Genomic DNA, 16,748 nt, shown 5'->3' with positions numbered 1-16,748 from the left:
TACTTTTCCGTGCGTTCTTGATAAGTGCCGGGCCCGTGGTGAGAATGCCGAACATTATTGGCTTTGCTTCACGGCCTCGATGATCACCTTGGCGACGTCTGCCGGGCGCGACTGTTGAGGCACGTGGCTGGCGGCAATTTCGCTGACGTGAGCGCCGATTTTTTTCGCGAAGGCACGCTGCAGGTCGGGTTGGATCATGCGGTCGTCGCGGGCCACCACGTACCACGAAGGTTTGCCTTTCCAGGCGGCGGCGCTGGTTTTGTCATCGAAGGCCGAGGCGCGGATCGGGCCCTGGGTGGCGGCCATCACGGCGGTCTGCTCCGCTGGCAGGTCCTGGGCGAAGCCTGTGGCCATGCCTTGCGGGGTCATGTAGAGGAAGCCGTTTTTATCGGCTGTAATGTCTTTGACGCCGGCCGGTGCCGGGTAGTCTTTGCCCAGGTCTTTGCTGGCCTGGCCCGCATCGGGGGCGAAGGCGGCCACGTAGACCAGGCTGCGAACTTTCTGATCGGTGCCGGCCTGGCTGATCACGGTGCCGCCCCAGGAATGCCCGACCAGCACCACGTTGCCGTCCTGGTTGTTGAGCACGCGTTGGGTGGCGGCCACATCGTCGGCCAGGGAGGTCAGCGGGTTTTGTACCACGGTGACTTTGATACCTTGGGTTTGCAGCAGCGGCACCACCTTGGCCCAGTCGGAACCGTCGGCGAAGGCGCCGTGCACGATCACTACCGAAGGTTGGGCGGCGTAGCTGGCGCCGGCGAACAGCGAGCCGGTCATGGCGAAGGCGAGGGCGATTGCTTTGGGCTTGAACATGGGAGTATCTCCTGTTGGGGGTGTGGCCAGTGTCGGCGTTGGAGGGCGACGCGGGTATCGGTCGTTTATCCGAGGATGGCTATTTAATGGGAACGCAGAGGTGTTATGAGCGACGGTGATTGCATCGAAATGGACGGCGCGATCCTGGCGTTGTCCATGGTCGGAGACCTGAGCATGGGCCAGCCGTTTGGCCAGTCGCGGCGGACTGCGCGGCTGGTGCAGTGGCTGGCCCAGACCTGCCACGGCAACGATGAGCACGTTGAAATCGGCCGGCAGGTGGCGTTGTTGCGCTGGTCGGGGTGTACGGCCAATGCCGACGGTTTTACCGAATTGCTGGGCGATGATGTGCAGGGTCGCAACGCGATGCTTAGCCAGACCCTCGACGCGGCGGGTGTACGCGCGGTGAATCGGGCGAAGTCGTTGGCACAGGTGCATTGCGAGGTATCCGGCGACATCGCCCGAACCTTGGGCCTGCATCCCGGCGTGGAGCAGGGCCTGCGCAATGTGTTCGAGCAATTCGACGGCGGCGGCAGGCCGCTCGGCTTGTGTCACCCGCAGGTGCCGGAGGTGGTTTACCTGGTGGTGCTGGCCGGTGACCTGGAGATTCTGTCGCGGGTTCATGGCCTGGAGATGGCCTTGCAATGGATCGCGAACCAGCGCGATCAACGTTACCCGGCCGCCCTGGCCAGCGAACTGGTGCGGCATGCCGGTGACTGGCTGGAGGCGTTGCGCGTGATGCCGCAAGAGCCTGTGTGCGGGCAGACTGCCGTGCCGTTGAGCCTGGTGGGCGATGTGATCGACCTCAAGCTGCCCTGGCTCGCCGGTTATTCGCGGCGCTCGGCCGAACTGGTACGCGCGGCGGCGGGGCTGTCCGGCATGTCGCAAGCCTCTGCCGACAACCTGAGCCAGGCGGCATTGATCCACGGTATCGGGCGCGCGGCGGTGCCCAATCGCATCTGGAACACCCCAGGTGCGCTGCTCGACGATGACCTGGAGCAAGCTCGCCTGGTGCCTTACTGGACGTCTCGCGTCTGCGGGCAGATCCCGGCGCTCGCAGTGCCCGGGCAATTGGCCGCCCATGCGTATGAGCGACTGGACGGCAGTGGTTACTTCCGCAGCCTCGGCGGCGATGCGCTGACGGACGAACATCGTTTGCTCAGCGCTACCCTGGCCTGGCAAGCGCTGCGTAGCGAGCGTCCCTGGCGCCCGGCGTTCAGTGAGGACGAGGCTATCGGCCTATTGCAGAGTGACGCGCAACAGGGCCGCTTCGACTTGCGTGCCTGCCAGGCGGTATTCGCTGCGGCGCGCGGGGAGCCGTCGATCAAAGCCTGCAAGGCCAACAATGGCCCGCTGACCGATCGCGAAACCGAGATTTTGCAGCGCATCAGCAAGGGCGGCAGCAACAAGGAGGTGGCACGCCAGCTCGGTATCAGCCCGAGCACGGTGCGCACCCATGTGGAAAGCGTGTTTCGCAAACTGGAGTGCACCACGCGAGCGGCGGCCACCCTCAAGGCACTGACGCTGGGGTTGATTTGAACCGTACTGAAGCCACAGGAAGATCACATGACATTGACCGTCGAAAACCTGCTCAACCTGGCCATGACCAATCCCATCAATGCCGCACTCGTCGAGCGCTTGCCTGATCTGCGGTTGGAGCAATGCTTTCTCACGGCAGGCTGCCTGTTCCAGGCGGTGTGGAATCATCAGGCGAATTGGCCTGTGGCTCAGGGCGTCAAGGATTACGACGTTTTTTACTTCGATACGGACCTGTCCTACGAGGCAGAGGATGCGGTGATCCGTGAGGCTGAGCGGTTGTTCCAGGACTTGGGCGTGAATGTGGAAGTGAAGAACCAGGCGCGGGTGCATCTCTGGTACGCCGAGCGGTTTGGACGGCCTTATCCGCAATTGCACGCGGCTAAACAAGGGATTGATCGTTACTTGGTCGCGGGCACCTGCATCGGCCTGGAGATTGCCACGGGCGAGCTGTATGCGCCGTACGGGCTGGCCGATGTGGAGCAAGGCGTGCTGCGCATCAATCCGTTGCATCCGCAGCCTGAGCTGTTCAGGCAGAAAGCCCGCAGTTATCAGGCGCGCTGGCCTGGGTTGAGCATCATCGCACCCTGAATCACAGTGAACTTTTACCCGCGTCCTGCACGTCCAAACTTGAAATGCCCAGCCAAGGACCGACTATGACCTTCTTCATTTTCCTGCTCGCCTGCGCCGCTGCTGCCAGCACCGGTATCCTCTTCAAACCTGGTGCCTGGTACGAATCTCTGGTCAAACCCGGCTTCACCCCGCCCAATTGGTTGTTCCCGGTGGCGTGGACGATTATCTACCTGCTGCTCGCCTGGGCTGGTTACCGCCTCAGCCTGATCCCTGGCAGCCAAGTCGTGTTGGCGCTGTGGGCGGCGCAGATTGCGTTGAATACACTATGGACACCGGTGTTTTTCGGCGCCCATCGCATTCTCGCTGGCATGGTGATTCTGACTGTGTTGTGGCTGGTCGTGGCGGCGATGGTGGTGTTGGCGGTGCAGTTGGACCTGATTACCGGCTTGATCCTGTTCCCGTACTTGGCGTGGCTGTGCGTGGCGGCGGCGCTGAACTTCTCGATCCTGCGCAATAACCGCTGATGGATATTAAAGCCTGGCCCGCCGCTTTCACCTTTGTATGGCGGCTTCGAAGGTTTGCCACCGGCGCTGAATGTTTGTCGGGGATTGTGACCCGCTCAAGGACGACACGCTGTTGATTGCTGAGCGATGGTCGTGGGCGCAGACGCATCTTGTGCCGGAGGCGGCGCATGGGTTTATACATTTTCCGATGGCAGGCAGGGTGCTGTTATATAGTCAATAATGGATAACGCGGAGAATTAAACTATCTTGAAAATGCATTTTCTGATTTTTATGGGTTGAACAGTGTCCGGTAGTGTGGTGTCAAGACGCAGCGGGGCAGTAGGAGTTGTTAAGCAGTATGGTCGGGAAGTGGTGTTTATGATGTTGAATAAAGAACAGCGTGGCTATGTGAGAAATTTATTTTCTTCTTGTTCGTTGAACCGTGATTACCGTCAGGTGCAAGGGCACAATTTAAACTGGGACAGGGATGCGTTGAGGAATATAGTGAATCCTGATGCGTTTGAGTCCGCCATTTTAGAAATTGTTTCTCAACGTTCCGGTCTGTGTTTTTCGGAAGCTGGATTGCTGAGAATTATCGGGAAGACATTGTTGGATTGTGAAGAGGTTTTGGACGCTGACGTGGAAGCAAGGGTCAAGGCGTTCGAAGAGAATTTAGATGTTTGGGATATGAGAGAGTTTAAAATAATAAAAACCTATTATGGTGCGCTCATCAGTGATAGTGAAATCCCGTTTAATTTAGGACCGTTCACTGTTTATGATATTCCTCGACACATCGATTGTATTGAGTTGGATAACCTGACAACGCCGGAGGCTCATTTCCCGAGAAATCATCAAAGACGGACAGTCATACAGTATGTGTTGACGGCCAGGGATGAAGAGAGGGCATTGCATGATGCCAATCTGGCTTTTAATGCACTGGATTTGGTAGTGGCGTTTCTTCTGGGTGAAGAATACAAGGATTACTCTTTAGGTGTACTAAGAATGCCTTGGGTCCCCTTTCAGCGGGCGCTAATCTCGCAGCAAGGAGGCACGTGGAGTCAAGATGAAATGGAGAGCACTTTCAATAAGAGTTTTGAACTCGAGAGGTTGGAGAGTTACTGCGCAAAAGATGGCATTGAGGGAATTGATGGATTATTGGAAATCATGATATTTCCGGAGGGTAGCCTAGAGAAGAAAATCTCCAGAGCGATCGAGTGGGCAGGTGAGGCCAGTATTGAGGCAAACAGATCAAGTGCTTTTTTAAAGGCGGCGGTGGCTTTGGAGGTGCTGCTGAAATCGAATGAAGAAGGTGTCATAAATGCCTCTATCATGTCCAATATAGCGGAGCAGTGTGCTGTTCTAAACGGTAGGACAACCGAGGAGTGTTTGCGGGTTGAAAAAGACGTAAAGACTTTTTATGGGGTCCGTTCAAAGATTGTTCACAGTGGCTCTGCGTCAATATCGAAAAAGCAGTTGAGGGGGGCGCTGCACTTAGTGAAGCGCACAACTGTTAATCTAATATTGCTTAAGGGGCGCTTGGCTATCAACGATGCGACAAAGCTGCAAGAGTACATGCGACGTAGTAAATATGCTTACTGTGATCTTCAGTAGGCTTAGTCGGATGTTATTGATGCTGTATTGGACAATATTCTGGAATACACGGTATTAGTGGGAGTTACGCAGATAGAGGCCGTATGAGTTCAAGGTCTACCGCGTCATGGCGGCCTGGATGATCTTGCGGTTTTTATCACTCTGGCGCTCGTCGTGGCTGAGCCTTCCGGGGTGAGCCGATCAAACCGTCCGCAACCGCAGGATCTGTGCCCCATCGAACGGGTCCGTCAGGTAATGCGCCTGCACGCCGAACGTGTCTTGCAGCCGCTGCGGCGTCAGCACCTCCAGCGGTTTGCCCAGCGCCACCAATCGCCCGTGATCCAGCACCGCCAGGCGGTCACAGGTCAGCGCCTGGTTCAGATCATGCAGGGCAATCAACGTGGTGACGGGCAAGCCTTGCACACCCTTCAAAATGCCCAGCTGATGCTGGATGTCCAGGTGGTTGGTCGGCTCGTCCAGCAACAGAATCTGCGGGCGCTGCGCCAACGCTCGGGCGATGTGCACGCGTTGGCGTTCGCCGCCCGAGAGGCTGCGCCAGGCGCGATGGCTCAGGTGGGTGGCATCAACGTCGTGCAGGGCCTGGCGCACGATGCTGTCGTCCTCGGCAGACCACGGGCTCAGCGCCGATAGCCATGGCGTGCGGCCCAGGGCCACGGCGTCGAACACGCGGATGGCGTCGTCGGTGTCGGCCTGTTGCTCGACTACGGCCAGTTGTTGGGCGATGGCACGACGGGACAAATCTCCGAGGCGCTGACCGCCCAGCAAGACTTCGCCGGATGCCGGCGTACGCAGCCCGGCGAGCAGTTTGAGCAGGGTGGATTTGCCGGAGCCGTTCGGCCCGACGATGCCCAGGGTTTCACCCGTCCGGACCTCCAGCTGGATATCGCGCAGCAGCTCGGCCTCGCGTACTTTGAAACCCAGGCCACGGCAGCTCAGTACATTCATCGGGCATTTCTCCGGCCGATCAGGATCAGCGCAAACACCGGCGCGCCGACCAGTGCCGTCACTACGCCGACGGGAATCACCTGGCCCTTGATCAAGGTGCGCGACAGCACATCCGCTGCAATCAGAAACAACGCACCGCCAAGCGCACTGGCCGGCAGCAGGCGTGAATGCCCGGTGCCGAGCAACAGGCGCGCGGCGTGTGGAATCACCAGACCGACGAAGCCGATGGAGCCGACAATCGACACCATCACTGCCGTCACCAGCGCCGCACAACCCACCAGCACAAACTGCACACGGCGCACCGGAATGCCGAGGGATGCCGCCGAGTCGCTGCCGAAGGTGAACGCGTCCAGCGCGCGACGGTGCCACAGGCACACCGCCAACCCTGCAATCGCCACCGGCACCGCCAGCCATACCGAGGGCCAGCGTACCCCGCTGAGGTTGCCCAGCAGCCAGAACAGAATGCCCCGGGCTTGTTCGGAACTGGCGGATTTGGTGATCAGGAACGCGGTGAGCGCGTTGAACAATTGCGAGCCGGCGATGCCCGCGAGGATGATCTGGCCGGTGCCGCTGGCCGAACCGCTGGCGCGCGCCAGCAGGATCACCAGCGCAAACGCCGCCATGGCACCGACAAATGCACCCGCCGACAACGACACCAGCCCGCCGCCCACGCCAATCAAGGCCACCAGCACCGCACCGGTGGATGCGCCGGCGCTGATGCCCAGCAGGTACGGGTCGGCCAACGGATTGCGCAGCAGCGATTGCAAAATCACCCCGCAGGTCGCCAGCCCGGCACCGCACGCGGCGGCGACCAGGGCACGGGTCAGGCGGTAGTTCCACACCACGCCCTCGTCGATGGGGTCGAGGACGTAGCCGGCGGCCCACAGTTTATTGGCCAGTACCTGAAACACGACGTCGGGCGAAATGGCGGTTTCGCCGATGGCCACGCCAGCCAGTACCGCGGCCAGCAGCAGGGCCAGGGCGAGTAGGGTGCGCATCATTTGGGCAAGTCGTAGCCGTCGATGGCCGTGGCCAGTTGTTCCAGCCCGTCGAACATGCGAATGCTGGCCTGCAGCGCCAGGGCATCGAGGATGATGATGCGGTTGTTTTTCACCGCGTCCATGTTGCGCGTGACCGGGTCGCTGCGCAGGAAGGCGAGTTTCTTTTCATGGTCGTCGGCGGGGTAGCGGCGGCGGTCCATGCGGGCGATCACGAGGAAGGTGGGGTTGGCCTTGGCGAGGGTTTCCCAGCCGACGGCGGGCCACTCTTCATCGGACTGCACCACGTTATGCAGACCGAGGGTCTGCAGCATGAATTGCGGAATGCCTTTGTGTCCGGCCACGTACGGGTCGCTGGCCATTTCCGAGCTGGAGAACCATACCAGCGCGCTGGCCTGCTTGAGGCCCTTGCTCTGCGCGGTGGCCACCGACTTGGCCAGGCGCGCCTTGAGCTCGTCGTTCAGTTGCTGGCCGCGATCCTGCACGTCGAAAATCTGCGCGAGCTGGCTGATGCTTTTATAGATAGTCTCGATGCGGAACGGCTCCAGGCGCGTGCCATCGGCGCCCACCAGGTTGTCCTTGCCTTCGCAGTCGGAGGGCAGCAGGTAGGTGGGGATCTTCAGCTCGTGGAATTGCTCGCGGGTACCGACCACGCCTTGCGGGCCTACCACCCATTCCAGTTCGGCGGCCACCAGTTGTGGGCGCTTGGCGATCACGGCTTCGAAGCTCGGTTCGTTGTTGGCCAGGCGCTCGATGCTGTCGTTCTGTGCCTTGAACTGCGGCAGCACATTGTTGAACCACAGCGAAGTGCCGACCACTTTATCGCCCACGCCCAGGGCGTAGAGCATTTCGGTGGCAGCCTGGCCGATGGTCACGCTGCGCGCGGGGGCCTGCTGGAAGGTGACGCGTGCGCCGCAGTTTTCCACGGTCAACGGGTACTGGGTGGGCGCGGCCTGGGCCAGGGCGCAGAAGCCGAGGCCGGTGAACAGGGCGGTGACACGTGGCAGCATGGGGGCAATCTCCGTTTGAACCGTACAGTGAGCTGGGGAGGTACGGTAATGGAAATACAGCCATGGACCGCCTGAAGGGCAGGGCAAGGATGTCCTTCCCGGACACCCCGCCGGTTAGTGATCGAGCTTGGGCCGGCAGGTCTCCTGACTCGTGCGTCATCACCACGCTTCGGCCTTCCCGGACAAGGTCCAGTGGCGCTCGGGAGCAGGCTCGGCAGCTACAGTTGCGGGGGCAGTTCCGATTGACGCGGGCGGGCCGCGCTTCGGATTCCCTATTAGTCCCGTTTGGGAACCGGCGCGGTATGGTAGTCGATTGGGCAGGCGATGGGGAGTTTGGGGCGCAGAGAGCTTTTTGTGGTGAGCGGGCTTGTCGAATCGTCGCACCGCCCGCGCTGGGGCGCGAAGCGGCCCCAAAACCAGACAACTGAGTTCTGTCTGGAAGAACGCGGCGACTGGATTAGGGCGGCTGCGCCACCCAGCGCGGGACAAGCCCGCTCACTACAAGAACTTGGCCGCCCTTTGGTTCCTTAACTGACTGGCATTGGGGACAATGCCGGGTTATTTGCGATCCAGCCACACCGTCTGGGCGTTGCAGAACTCCCGCACGCCGAAGTGCGACAGCTCGCGGCCAAACCCGCTTTTCTTGATGCCGCCAAACGCCACCCGAGGGTCGGAGACGCTGAAGGCGTTGACGAAGATCCCGCCGGTTTCCAGCTGGTTGGCGATATGCCGGGCTTTGGCCGCATCGGTGGTGAAGATGCTGGCGGTCAGGCCGAATTCGCTGTCGTTGGCCAGGGCCACGGCGTGGTCGGCGTCGCGGGCGGTGATGATCGACGCCACCGGGCCGAACAGTTCCTGCTTGAACGAGGTCATCTGGTCGGTGACGTTGGCCAGCACCGTCGGCTCATAGTAGTTGCCGGCGCCGGGCACCTTGTTGCCGCCCAGCAGCAGGGTCGCGCCTTCCTCCAGAGTGGCCTGGACCTGGTCATGCAACTCGTCGCGCAGGTCGAAGCGGGCCATCGGGCCGATATAGGTGGTGGCCGAGGTCGGATCACCCATCACCAGTGCGCGGCTGGCTTCGAGGAACTTGGCGGTGAAGGCTTCGGCCACACCGGCTTCGATGATCAGGCGCTTGGCGGCGGCGCAGACCTGGCCGCTGTTCTGGAAGCGACCGATCAGCGCGGCCTGGACGGCGGCGTCGAGGTCGGCGTCGTTGAGCACGATGAACGGGTCGGAGCCGCCCAGTTCCAACACGCATTTTTTCAGCGCGGCACCGGCCTGGGAACCAATGGCGAAACCGGCGCGCACGCTGCCGGTGAGGGTCACGGCGGCGATGCGTGGGTCGGCGATGGCCTTGGACACGCCGTCGTTGGCCACATTGATCACTTCGAACAGACCTTGCGCGAAGCCGGCTTTGCGGAACGCTTGCTGGATCAGGTAAGCGCTGCCCATCACATTCGGGGCGTGTTTGAGTACGTAGGTGTTGCCGGCGAGCATGGTGGGCACGGCGCCGCGCAGCACCTGCCAGACCGGGAAGTTCCACGGCATCACGGCGAGGACAGGGCCCAGCGGGCGGTATTCGATCTGGGCGCTGCCGTTGTCCACCAGGGTTGGTTCCGGTGCGAGCATGGCCGGACCGTGGGCGGCGTACCATTCGCTGAGCCCGGCACATTTTTCGATTTCGGCACGGGCCTGGGCGATGGGTTTGCCCATTTCCAGGGTGATCATTTGCGCCATTTCTTCGGCTTGCTCGCGCAGCGCGGCGGCCAGGGCCAGCAACAGTTCGGCACGCTGACTGACCGGCTGGCGACGCCATGTGCGGAAGGCGCTGGTGGCGCGGTCAAGAGCGGCGTCCAGTTGCGCTGCGGTTTCATAGGGGTAGCTGCCGACGGTTTCGCCGTTGGCGGGGTTGATCGAGAGAGCGTGGGTGGTCGCGTTCATGGCACCGTCCTGCTGAATGAGTAAGTGGGGCTCAGCCTACGGTGCTGGTTCTTTTCTGGAAACTGAATAATATTAAGCAATACATTCTCAAAGTGAGAATGAAGGTTCCCGCGAAGAGCGCGGGAGTGATCACTTCACGATGGGAGAAGGCCGTGGACCTGGTGCAACTGGAAATCTTCAAGGCCGTCGCCGAGCAAGGCAGCATCAGTGCCGCCGCGCAATTGATTCATCGCGTGCCGTCGAATCTGACCACGCGCATCAAGCAACTGGAAGAAGACCTGGGCGTGGCGTTGTTTATCCGCGAGAAAAGCCGCTTGCGCCTGTCCCCGGCGGGGTGGAATTTCCTTGGCTACGCGCGGCGCATTCTCGACCTGGTGCAGGAAGCGCGTGCGACGGTCGCCGGGGAAGAGCCCCAGGGGGCGTTTTCCCTCGGCTCGCTGGAAAGCACGGCAGCAGTGCGCATTCCGGGTTTGCTGGCGGCGTATAACCAGAAACACGCCAAGGTCGAGCTGGACCTGAGCACCGGACCGTCGGGCACCATGATCGAAGGCGTGCTCTCGGGGCGCCTGGCAGCGGCGTTCGTCGATGGGCCGGTGCTGCACGCCACGCTGGAAGGGGTGGCAGTGTTCGAGGAGGAGATGGTGGTGATCGCGCCGCTGCATCACACGCCGATCACCCGGGGGCAGGATGTGGCGGGGGAGAGCATCTATACCTTTCGTTCGAACTGCTCGTACCGGCACCACTTCGAGCGCTGGTTTTCCCAGGATGGCGCGGTGCCGGGCAAGATCTTCGAGATGGAGTCGTACCACGGCATGCTCGCCTGTGTCAGTGCCGGGGCCGGCCTGGCGCTGATGCCGCGCAGCATGCTGGAAAGCATGCCGGGGTTCACGGCCGTCAGTGTGTGGCCGTTGAGCGACAGTTTCCGCATCCTCCATACCTGGTTGATCTGGCGGCGGGGTACGGTGTCGCAGAGTTTGAACAGTTTTGTGAAGTTGTTGGAGGAGCGCGGGTTAGTAACTGCCTAGATCCAATGTGGGAGCGAGCAAGCCCACTCCCACAGTTTTGATCTTCATCAGCCGCCGAATTGCAGGGTGCCCATGGCCAGCTTCGCCATCAGTGCGGACGCACCCAGCTGCACCAGCCACAGTGCCAGGCCGCCTAGAAAGACCCCCAGCGCCACTTGCAGCACCAGGCTCTTCTGGCGCTTGGGTTGCGGCGCGCGTGGGGCGTAGTCATGCAGGTCGTCGCGGTCGGCACGCAGGTCCAGGTCGTCGTTTCTCATAGGGTTCTCACAGCAAAGGGGCGATCACGTTCAGTCTAGGGGCTGGATACGAAAAAGGGGAAGCCATCGGCTTCCCCTCCTGGTGCAGCGGCAGCAGGCTTACAGCACCTGAACGATTGCCTGTGTGACCGCACCAATGTTCGACTGGTTCAGCGCCGCCACGCAGATACGCCCGGTATCCAGCGCGTAGATGCCGAATTCGTTGCGCAGGCGGGTGACTTGCTCAACGGTCAGGCCGGAGTAGGAGAACATCCCACGCTGACGACCGACGAAGCTGAAGTCGTGGCCCGGAGCGGCTTTGGCCAGATCGGCCACCATCTGCTCGCGCATGCCACGGATGCGCAGGCGCATCTCGGCCAGTTCGGCTTCCCACTGGGCGCGCAGCTCAGGATTGTTCAACACGGCGGCCACGATGGCGGCGCCGTGGGTTGGCGGGTTGGAGTAGTTGGTGCGGATGACGCGCTTGACCTGGGACAGGATGCGCGCGCTTTCTTCCTTGGATTCGCTGACGATCGACAGCGCGCCCACGCGCTCGCCGTACAGCGAGAACGATTTGGAGAACGAGCTGGACACGAAGAAGGTCAGCCCCGACTCAGCGAACAGGCGCACCGCAGCGGCGTCTTCGTGGATGCCGTCGCCGAAGCCCTGGTAGGCCATGTCGAGGAACGGCACCAGGTTTTTGGCCTTGACCACGTCCAGCACGTTCTGCCAGTCGGCCGGGCTCAGGTCGACACCGGTCGGGTTGTGGCAGCAGGCGTGCAGCACCACGATGGATTGGGGCGGCAGGGCGTTGAGGTCTTCGAGCAGGCCGGCACGGTTCACGTCGTGGGTGGCGGCGTCGTAGTAGCGGTAGGTCTGCACCGGGAAGCCGGCTTTCTCGAACAGCGCCTGATGGTTTTCCCAGCTCGGGTCGCTGATGGCGACGACGGCGTTGGGCAGCAGTTGCTTGAGGAAGTCTGCGCCGATTTTCAGGGCGCCGGTGCCGCCGACCGCCTGGGCGGTGATGACACGGCCTGCGCTCAGCAGCGGCGACTCAGCGCCGAACAGCAGTTTTTGCACGGCCTGGTCGTATGCCACGATGCCGTCGATCGGCAAGTAGCCGCGGGCAGCGTGTTGGGCCACGCGAATGGCTTCTGCTTCGACAACGGCACGCAAGAGTGGAATCTTCCCCTCTTCGTTGCAGTAAACGCCCACGCCAAGGTTGACCTTGGTGGTTCGGGTGTCGGCGTTGAATGCTTCGTTGAGGCCCAGGATAGGATCGCGGGGTGCCATTTCGACAGCGGAGAACAGGCTCATTTTGCGGCGGCTCTTTGGGAGAGTGGAGGGACGTGTCGCGCTCCAGCCGAATGCACTAGAGCGGTGCACAAACGGGGAGCTAGTATAGAGGCCATCACTGCTCACGGCGACAGCCGAAACGGCTTTTCGGCCAAGTTTTTCCGTTTATTTGCCGACCGTTAGTCTTATTGCACGCTTGCTTGGGGCTGGCATGTAGGACGATTGCCTTGAAACCGGTCGCATTCGGCACCACTTCTCCAGCTATCATGGTTTTTTCCTGCAACCTGCGATGAGTATTCGCGGGTCGCTGAGCTTTTCGTCCCTGGCGGTTTTGAGTCTGGGGTGACTTCACGAGGTAGGTTATGTCGGATTTCCAGCTTGTCACCCGCTTTGAACCCGCCGGCGATCAACCGGAGGCCATTCGCCAGATGGTCGAAGGTATCGAGGCTGGCCTGGCGCACCAGACGCTGCTCGGGGTGACCGGCTCGGGCAAGACCTTCAGCATTGCCAACGTGATCGCGCAGATCAACCGCCCGACCCTGGTGCTGGCGCCGAACAAGACCCTGGCCGCGCAGTTGTACGGCGAGTTCAAGTCGTTCTTCCCGAACAACGCGGTGGAGTACTTCGTTTCCTATTACGACTACTACCAGCCCGAAGCCTACGTGCCGTCCTCCGATACTTTTATCGAGAAGGATGCGTCGATCAACGACCATATCGAACAGATGCGGCTGTCGGCGACCAAGGCGTTGCTGGAGCGCAAGGACGCCATCATTGTCACCACGGTGTCGTGCATCTATGGTCTGGGCAGCCCGGAAACCTATCTGAAGATGGTGTTGCACGTCGATCGCGGCGACAAACTCGACCAGCGCGAGCTGCTGCGCCGCCTGGCGAGTTTGCAGTACACCCGCAACGACATGGATTTCGCCCGCGCGACGTTCCGTGTGCGGGGCGATGTGATCGACATTTACCCGGCGGAGTCCGACCTGGAAGCGATTCGCATCGAACTGTTCGACGATGAAGTCGAGAGCCTGTCGGCGTTCGACCCGCTGACCGGCGAGGTGATCCGCAAGCTGCCGCGTTTCACCTTCTACCCGAAAAGCCATTACGTGACGCCGCGCGAAACCTTGATGGGCGCCATCGAGGGGATCAAGGTGGAGTTGGCCGAGCGCCTGGATTACCTGCGGGCCAATAACAAGCTGGTGGAAGCCCAGCGCCTGGAACAGCGCACCCGGTTCGACCTGGAGATGATCCTGGAGCTGGGTTATTGCAACGGCATCGAAAACTACTCGCGCTACCTCTCGGGGCGCGAAGCCGGTGCGGCGCCGCCGACTTTGTATGACTACCTGCCCGACGATGCGCTGCTGGTGATCGACGAGTCCCACGTCAGCGTGCCGCAGGTGGGCGCCATGTATAAGGGTGACCGTTCGCGTAAGGAGACATTGGTGGAATACGGCTTCCGCCTGCCTTCGGCCCTGGACAACCGGCCGATGCGCTTCGATGAATGGGAAAGCATCAGTCCGCAGACCATCTTTGTGTCGGCGACCCCAGGCAATTACGAGGCCGAGCATGCGGGACGTGTGATCGAGCAAGTGGTGCGACCCACCGGTCTGGTGGACCCGCAGGTGGAGATCCGCCCGGCGCTGACTCAAGTGGACGACCTGCTGTCGGAAATCAACAAGCGGGTGGCGGTAGAAGAGCGGGTGCTGGTCACCACGCTGACCAAGCGCATGGCCGAGGATTTGACCGATTACCTGGCCGATCACGGTGTGCGTGTGCGTTACCTGCACTCGGACATCGATACCGTGGAACGCGTGGAGATCATCCGCGACTTGCGCCTGGGGACCTTCGATGTGCTGGTGGGGATCAACCTGCTGCGTGAAGGTCTGGACATGCCGGAGGTGTCGCTGGTGGCGATTCTGGATGCGGACAAGGAGGGCTTCCTGCGCTCCGAGCGCTCGCTGATCCAGACCATTGGCCGTGCCGCGCGTAACCTCAACGGTCGGGCGATCCTCTACGCCGACCGCATCACCGGCTCCATGGAGCGGGCGATCGGCGAGACCGAGCGTCGGCGCGACAAGCAGATTGCGTTCAACCTGGCCCATGGCATCACGCCCAAGGGCGTGTTCAAGGATGTGGCCGACATTATGGAAGGCGCCACCGTGCCGGGTTCACGCAGCAAGAAGCGCAAGGGCATGGCCAAGGCCGCGGAGGAAAGCGCCAAGTACGAAAACGAATTGCGCTCGCCGAGCGAGATCACCAAGCGCATCCGGCAGTTGGAAGAGAAGATGTACCAGTTGGCGCGGGACCTGGAGTTCGAGGCCGCGGCGCAGACCCGCGACGAGATTGGCAAGTTGCGCGAGCGGTTGTTGGCTGTTTGATCTGCGGTGACTGGCCTGGCCTCATCGCAGGCAAGCTGGCTCCCACATTTTGACCGCGTTCACCGTTCGAGGTGGGAGCTGGCTTGCCTGCGATAGGGGCGGCGCGGTCCATCAGAATCACCCAGGCTGGAGCCCAACCACCTGGGGCTGTTACCATTCGCCCCTTGTTTCAATTTTCAGATTCATCGCCCATTCGAGACCTGCCATGACCACCGTCCGCACGCGCATTGCGCCATCGCCTACTGGGGATCCCCACGTCGGTACTGCTTACATCGCCTTGTTCAACTATTGCTTTGCCAAGCAGCACGGCGGTGAATTCATCCTGCGGATCGAAGACACCGATCAATTGCGCTCCACCCGTGAGTCGGAGCAGCAGATTTTCGATGCCTTGCGTTGGTTGGGCATTACCTGGGCGGAAGGCCCGGACGTCGGTGGCCCGCACGGCCCGTATCGGCAGAGCGAGCGCAGCGATATCTACAAGCAATACACCCAGCAACTGGTCGACATGGGGCACGCGTTCCCATGCTTCTGTACCGCCGAAGAGCTGGACCAGATGCGTGCCGAGCAACAGGCCCGTGGCGAAACCCCGCGTTACGATGGCCGCGCGCTGCTGCTGTCCAAGGAAGAAGTCGCGCGCCGCCTGGCCGCCGGCGAACCCCATGTGATCCGCATGAAGGTGCCGAGCGAAGGCGTGTGCGTGGTGCCGGACATGCTGCGCGGTGACGTCGAGATCCCGTGGGACCGCATGGACATGCAAGTACTGATGAAGACCGACGGCTTGCCGACGTACTTCCTGGCCAACGTGGTCGACGACCACCTGATGGGCATCACCCACGTACTGCGTGGCGAAGAGTGGCTGCCGTCGGCGCCGAAGCTGATCAAGCTGTATGAGTACTTTGGTTGGGAGCAGCCCAAGCTGTGCTATATGCCGCTGCTGCGTAATCCGGACAAGAGCAAGCTGTCCAAACGCAAGAACCCGACATCGGTAACCTTTTACGAGCGCATGGGTTTCATGCCCGAGGCGATGCTCAACTATCTCGGCCGCATGGGCTGGTCGATGCCGGACGAGCGCGAGAAGTTCTCGCTGCAGGAAATGGTCGACAACTTCGACCTGTCCCGCGTGTCCCTGGGCGGGCCGATCTTTGATATCGAGAAACTGTCGTGGCTCAACGGCCAGTGGCTGCGCGACCTGCCGGTGGACGAGTTCGCCAGCCGTGTGCAGCAGTGGGCGTTCAACCCCGCGTACATGATGAAGATCGCACCGCACGTGCAGGGCAGGGTGGAGACCTTCAGCCAGATCGCACCGCTGGCCGGGTTCTTTTTCGCCGGTGGCGTGAGCCCGGACGCCAAGTTGTTCGAGTCCAAGAAGCTCTCGGGTGACCAGGTACGCCAGTTGATGCAGTTGATCCTGTGGAAGCTCGAAAGCCTTCGCCAGTGGGAGAAGGATGCCATCACCGCGACGATCCAGGCGGTGGTCGAATCCCTCGAGTTGAAATTGCGCGATGCCATGCCGCTGATGTTTGCCGCGATCACCGGGCAGGCCAGTTCGGTGTCGGTGCTGGATGCGATGGAAATTCTCGGTCCGGACCTCACGCGCTTCCGTCTGCGCCAAGCCCTTGATTTGCTTGGCGGAGTTTCGAAGAAAGAAAACAAAGAGTGGGAAAAGCTGCTGGGCGCTATCGCTTAAGCAGGCGGTTGTAACGACGAAACCCCGGTTTTCCGGGGTTTCGCCGGTAAGTGATTGTTATCCCGGCAAAAAATTTTGAAAATTGTTGAAAATAAATTTGACACGTTTCCAAACCGCCATTAAGATTCGCCCCGTCCTCACCGATGAGGGGCTATAGCTCAGCTGGGAGAGCGCTTGCATGGCATGCAAGAGGTCAACGGTT

The 16,748-nt window shown here is 61.1% G+C and carries 14 protein-coding genes, 1 pseudogene and 1 riboswitch; of the genes and pseudogenes, 8 read left to right on the top strand and 7 right to left on the bottom strand.

The features are described from left to right. Positions 1-54: 54 nt before the first annotated feature. A complete protein-coding gene (locus ACW9IB_RS23640) occupies positions 55-810 on the bottom strand; it encodes an alpha/beta hydrolase (protein WP_457365931.1) in 756 nt (251 codons plus the stop codon). Between the two features lie 105 nt (positions 811-915). On the opposite strand from ACW9IB_RS23640, the gene ACW9IB_RS23635 reads away from it, so the two are divergent. From ACW9IB_RS23635 to ACW9IB_RS23615, 5 genes and pseudogenes are all read left to right on the top strand, one after another. Continuing rightward, positions 916-2,346, top strand: coding sequence for an HD domain-containing phosphohydrolase (locus ACW9IB_RS23635; RefSeq protein ID WP_457415703.1), 1,431 nt, complete (start codon positions 916-918; stop codon positions 2,344-2,346). A gap of 27 nt (positions 2,347-2,373) precedes the next feature. After that, a complete protein-coding gene (locus ACW9IB_RS23630; RefSeq protein ID WP_457415702.1) occupies positions 2,374-2,934 on the top strand; it encodes a nucleotidyltransferase family protein in 561 nt (186 codons plus the stop codon). Positions 2,935-2,999: 65 nt separating this feature from the next. Then, positions 3,000-3,440: a tryptophan-rich sensory protein TspO gene (tspO, locus tag ACW9IB_RS23625; protein WP_457365928.1), complete on the top strand. Its 441-nt coding sequence runs from the start codon at positions 3,000-3,002 to the stop codon at positions 3,438-3,440. A gap of 18 nt (positions 3,441-3,458) precedes the next feature. Then, positions 3,459-3,660, top strand: a pseudogene (locus tag ACW9IB_RS23620) (alpha/beta hydrolase); the annotation flags it as partial. A gap of 137 nt (positions 3,661-3,797) precedes the next feature. Beyond that, positions 3,798-5,030 carry a hypothetical protein gene (locus ACW9IB_RS23615; protein ID WP_457415701.1) on the top strand — a complete coding sequence of 411 codons (1,233 nt, stop codon included), beginning with the start codon at positions 3,798-3,800 and terminating at the stop codon, positions 5,028-5,030. A gap of 180 nt (positions 5,031-5,210) precedes the next feature. Here the strand turns inward: ACW9IB_RS23615 and ACW9IB_RS23610 are convergent, their stop codons facing one another. From ACW9IB_RS23610 to ACW9IB_RS23595, 4 genes are all read right to left on the bottom strand, one after another. Further along, a complete protein-coding gene (locus tag ACW9IB_RS23610) occupies positions 5,211-5,975 on the bottom strand; it encodes an ABC transporter ATP-binding protein (protein WP_457415700.1) in 765 nt (254 codons plus the stop codon). Next, positions 5,972-6,976 carry a FecCD family ABC transporter permease gene (locus tag ACW9IB_RS23605; protein WP_457365925.1) on the bottom strand — a complete coding sequence of 335 codons (1,005 nt, stop codon included), beginning with the start codon at positions 6,974-6,976 and terminating at the stop codon, positions 5,972-5,974. The genes ACW9IB_RS23610 and ACW9IB_RS23605 overlap by 4 nt, the downstream gene beginning before the upstream one ends. Then, positions 6,973-7,983 carry an ABC transporter substrate-binding protein gene (locus ACW9IB_RS23600; protein WP_457415699.1) on the bottom strand — a complete coding sequence of 337 codons (1,011 nt, stop codon included), beginning with the start codon at positions 7,981-7,983 and terminating at the stop codon, positions 6,973-6,975. Before ACW9IB_RS23600 ends, ACW9IB_RS23605 begins: the two co-directional genes overlap by 4 nt. A gap of 117 nt (positions 7,984-8,100) precedes the next feature. Beyond that, positions 8,101-8,295: riboswitch (cobalamin riboswitch) on the bottom strand. 246 nt (positions 8,296-8,541) lie between these two features. After that, complete coding sequence (locus ACW9IB_RS23595; RefSeq protein WP_457415698.1) at positions 8,542-9,924, bottom strand: aldehyde dehydrogenase family protein; 1,383 nt, start codon at positions 9,922-9,924, stop codon at positions 8,542-8,544. A gap of 152 nt (positions 9,925-10,076) precedes the next feature. Between ACW9IB_RS23595 and ptrR the strand changes: the two genes are divergently transcribed. Continuing rightward, positions 10,077-10,949 (top strand): putrescine utilization regulator PtrR, encoded by an 873-nt coding sequence (gene ptrR, locus ACW9IB_RS23590; protein ID WP_457415720.1) that lies wholly within the window; start codon positions 10,077-10,079, stop codon positions 10,947-10,949. A gap of 47 nt (positions 10,950-10,996) precedes the next feature. Here ptrR and ACW9IB_RS23585 read toward each other — a convergent pair whose 3' ends face one another. Both ACW9IB_RS23585 and ACW9IB_RS23580 read right to left on the bottom strand, forming a co-directional pair. Next, positions 10,997-11,206 carry a hypothetical protein gene (locus tag ACW9IB_RS23585; RefSeq protein ID WP_457415697.1) on the bottom strand — a complete coding sequence of 70 codons (210 nt, stop codon included), beginning with the start codon at positions 11,204-11,206 and terminating at the stop codon, positions 10,997-10,999. Between the two features lie 99 nt (positions 11,207-11,305). Beyond that, positions 11,306-12,502, bottom strand: a complete 1,197-nt coding sequence (locus ACW9IB_RS23580) for an amino acid aminotransferase (protein WP_457365921.1) — start codon at positions 12,500-12,502, stop codon at positions 11,306-11,308. A 341-nt stretch (positions 12,503-12,843) separates the two neighbouring features. On the opposite strand from ACW9IB_RS23580, the gene uvrB reads away from it, so the two are divergent. After that, positions 12,844-14,859 (top strand): excinuclease ABC subunit UvrB, encoded by a 2,016-nt coding sequence (gene uvrB / locus ACW9IB_RS23575; protein ID WP_457365920.1) that lies wholly within the window; start codon positions 12,844-12,846, stop codon positions 14,857-14,859. Between the two features lie 205 nt (positions 14,860-15,064). Further along, positions 15,065-16,546: a glutamate--tRNA ligase gene (gene gltX / locus ACW9IB_RS23570; protein WP_457365919.1), complete on the top strand. Its 1,482-nt coding sequence runs from the start codon at positions 15,065-15,067 to the stop codon at positions 16,544-16,546. Positions 16,547-16,748: the final 202 nt, after the last annotated feature.

Source organism: Pseudomonas sp. SDO524_S393, assembly GCF_054071875.1.
The sequence above is the reverse complement of the archived record's forward strand: the minus strand, read 5'-3'. Positions and strand labels throughout refer to the sequence as shown.

What these genes read in the sequence shown, in the direction of transcription:
- ACW9IB_RS23640 (WP_457365931.1), bottom strand. Translation starts at nt 810, where the DNA reads ATGTTCAAGCCCAAAGCAATCGCCCTCGCCTTCGCCATGACCGGCTCG.
- tspO (WP_457365928.1), top strand. Translation starts at nt 3,000, where the DNA reads ATGACCTTCTTCATTTTCCTGCTCGCCTGCGCCGCTGCTGCCAGCACC.
- ACW9IB_RS23615 (WP_457415701.1), top strand. Translation starts at nt 3,798, where the DNA reads ATGATGTTGAATAAAGAACAGCGTGGCTATGTGAGAAATTTATTTTCT.
- ACW9IB_RS23595 (WP_457415698.1), bottom strand. Translation starts at nt 9,924, where the DNA reads ATGAACGCGACCACCCACGCTCTCTCGATCAACCCCGCCAACGGCGAA.
- gltX (WP_457365919.1), top strand. Translation starts at nt 15,065, where the DNA reads ATGACCACCGTCCGCACGCGCATTGCGCCATCGCCTACTGGGGATCCC.
- ACW9IB_RS23585 (WP_457415697.1), bottom strand. Translation starts at nt 11,206, where the DNA reads ATGAGAAACGACGACCTGGACCTGCGTGCCGACCGCGACGACCTGCAT.
- ACW9IB_RS23630 (WP_457415702.1), top strand. Translation starts at nt 2,374, where the DNA reads ATGACATTGACCGTCGAAAACCTGCTCAACCTGGCCATGACCAATCCC.
- ACW9IB_RS23605 (WP_457365925.1), bottom strand. Translation starts at nt 6,976, where the DNA reads ATGATGCGCACCCTACTCGCCCTGGCCCTGCTGCTGGCCGCGGTACTG.
- ACW9IB_RS23600 (WP_457415699.1), bottom strand. Translation starts at nt 7,983, where the DNA reads ATGCTGCCACGTGTCACCGCCCTGTTCACCGGCCTCGGCTTCTGCGCC.
- ACW9IB_RS23580 (WP_457365921.1), bottom strand. Translation starts at nt 12,502, where the DNA reads ATGAGCCTGTTCTCCGCTGTCGAAATGGCACCCCGCGATCCTATCCTG.
- ACW9IB_RS23635 (WP_457415703.1), top strand. Translation starts at nt 916, where the DNA reads ATGAGCGACGGTGATTGCATCGAAATGGACGGCGCGATCCTGGCGTTG.
- uvrB (WP_457365920.1), top strand. Translation starts at nt 12,844, where the DNA reads ATGTCGGATTTCCAGCTTGTCACCCGCTTTGAACCCGCCGGCGATCAA.
- ACW9IB_RS23610 (WP_457415700.1), bottom strand. Translation starts at nt 5,975, where the DNA reads ATGAATGTACTGAGCTGCCGTGGCCTGGGTTTCAAAGTACGCGAGGCC.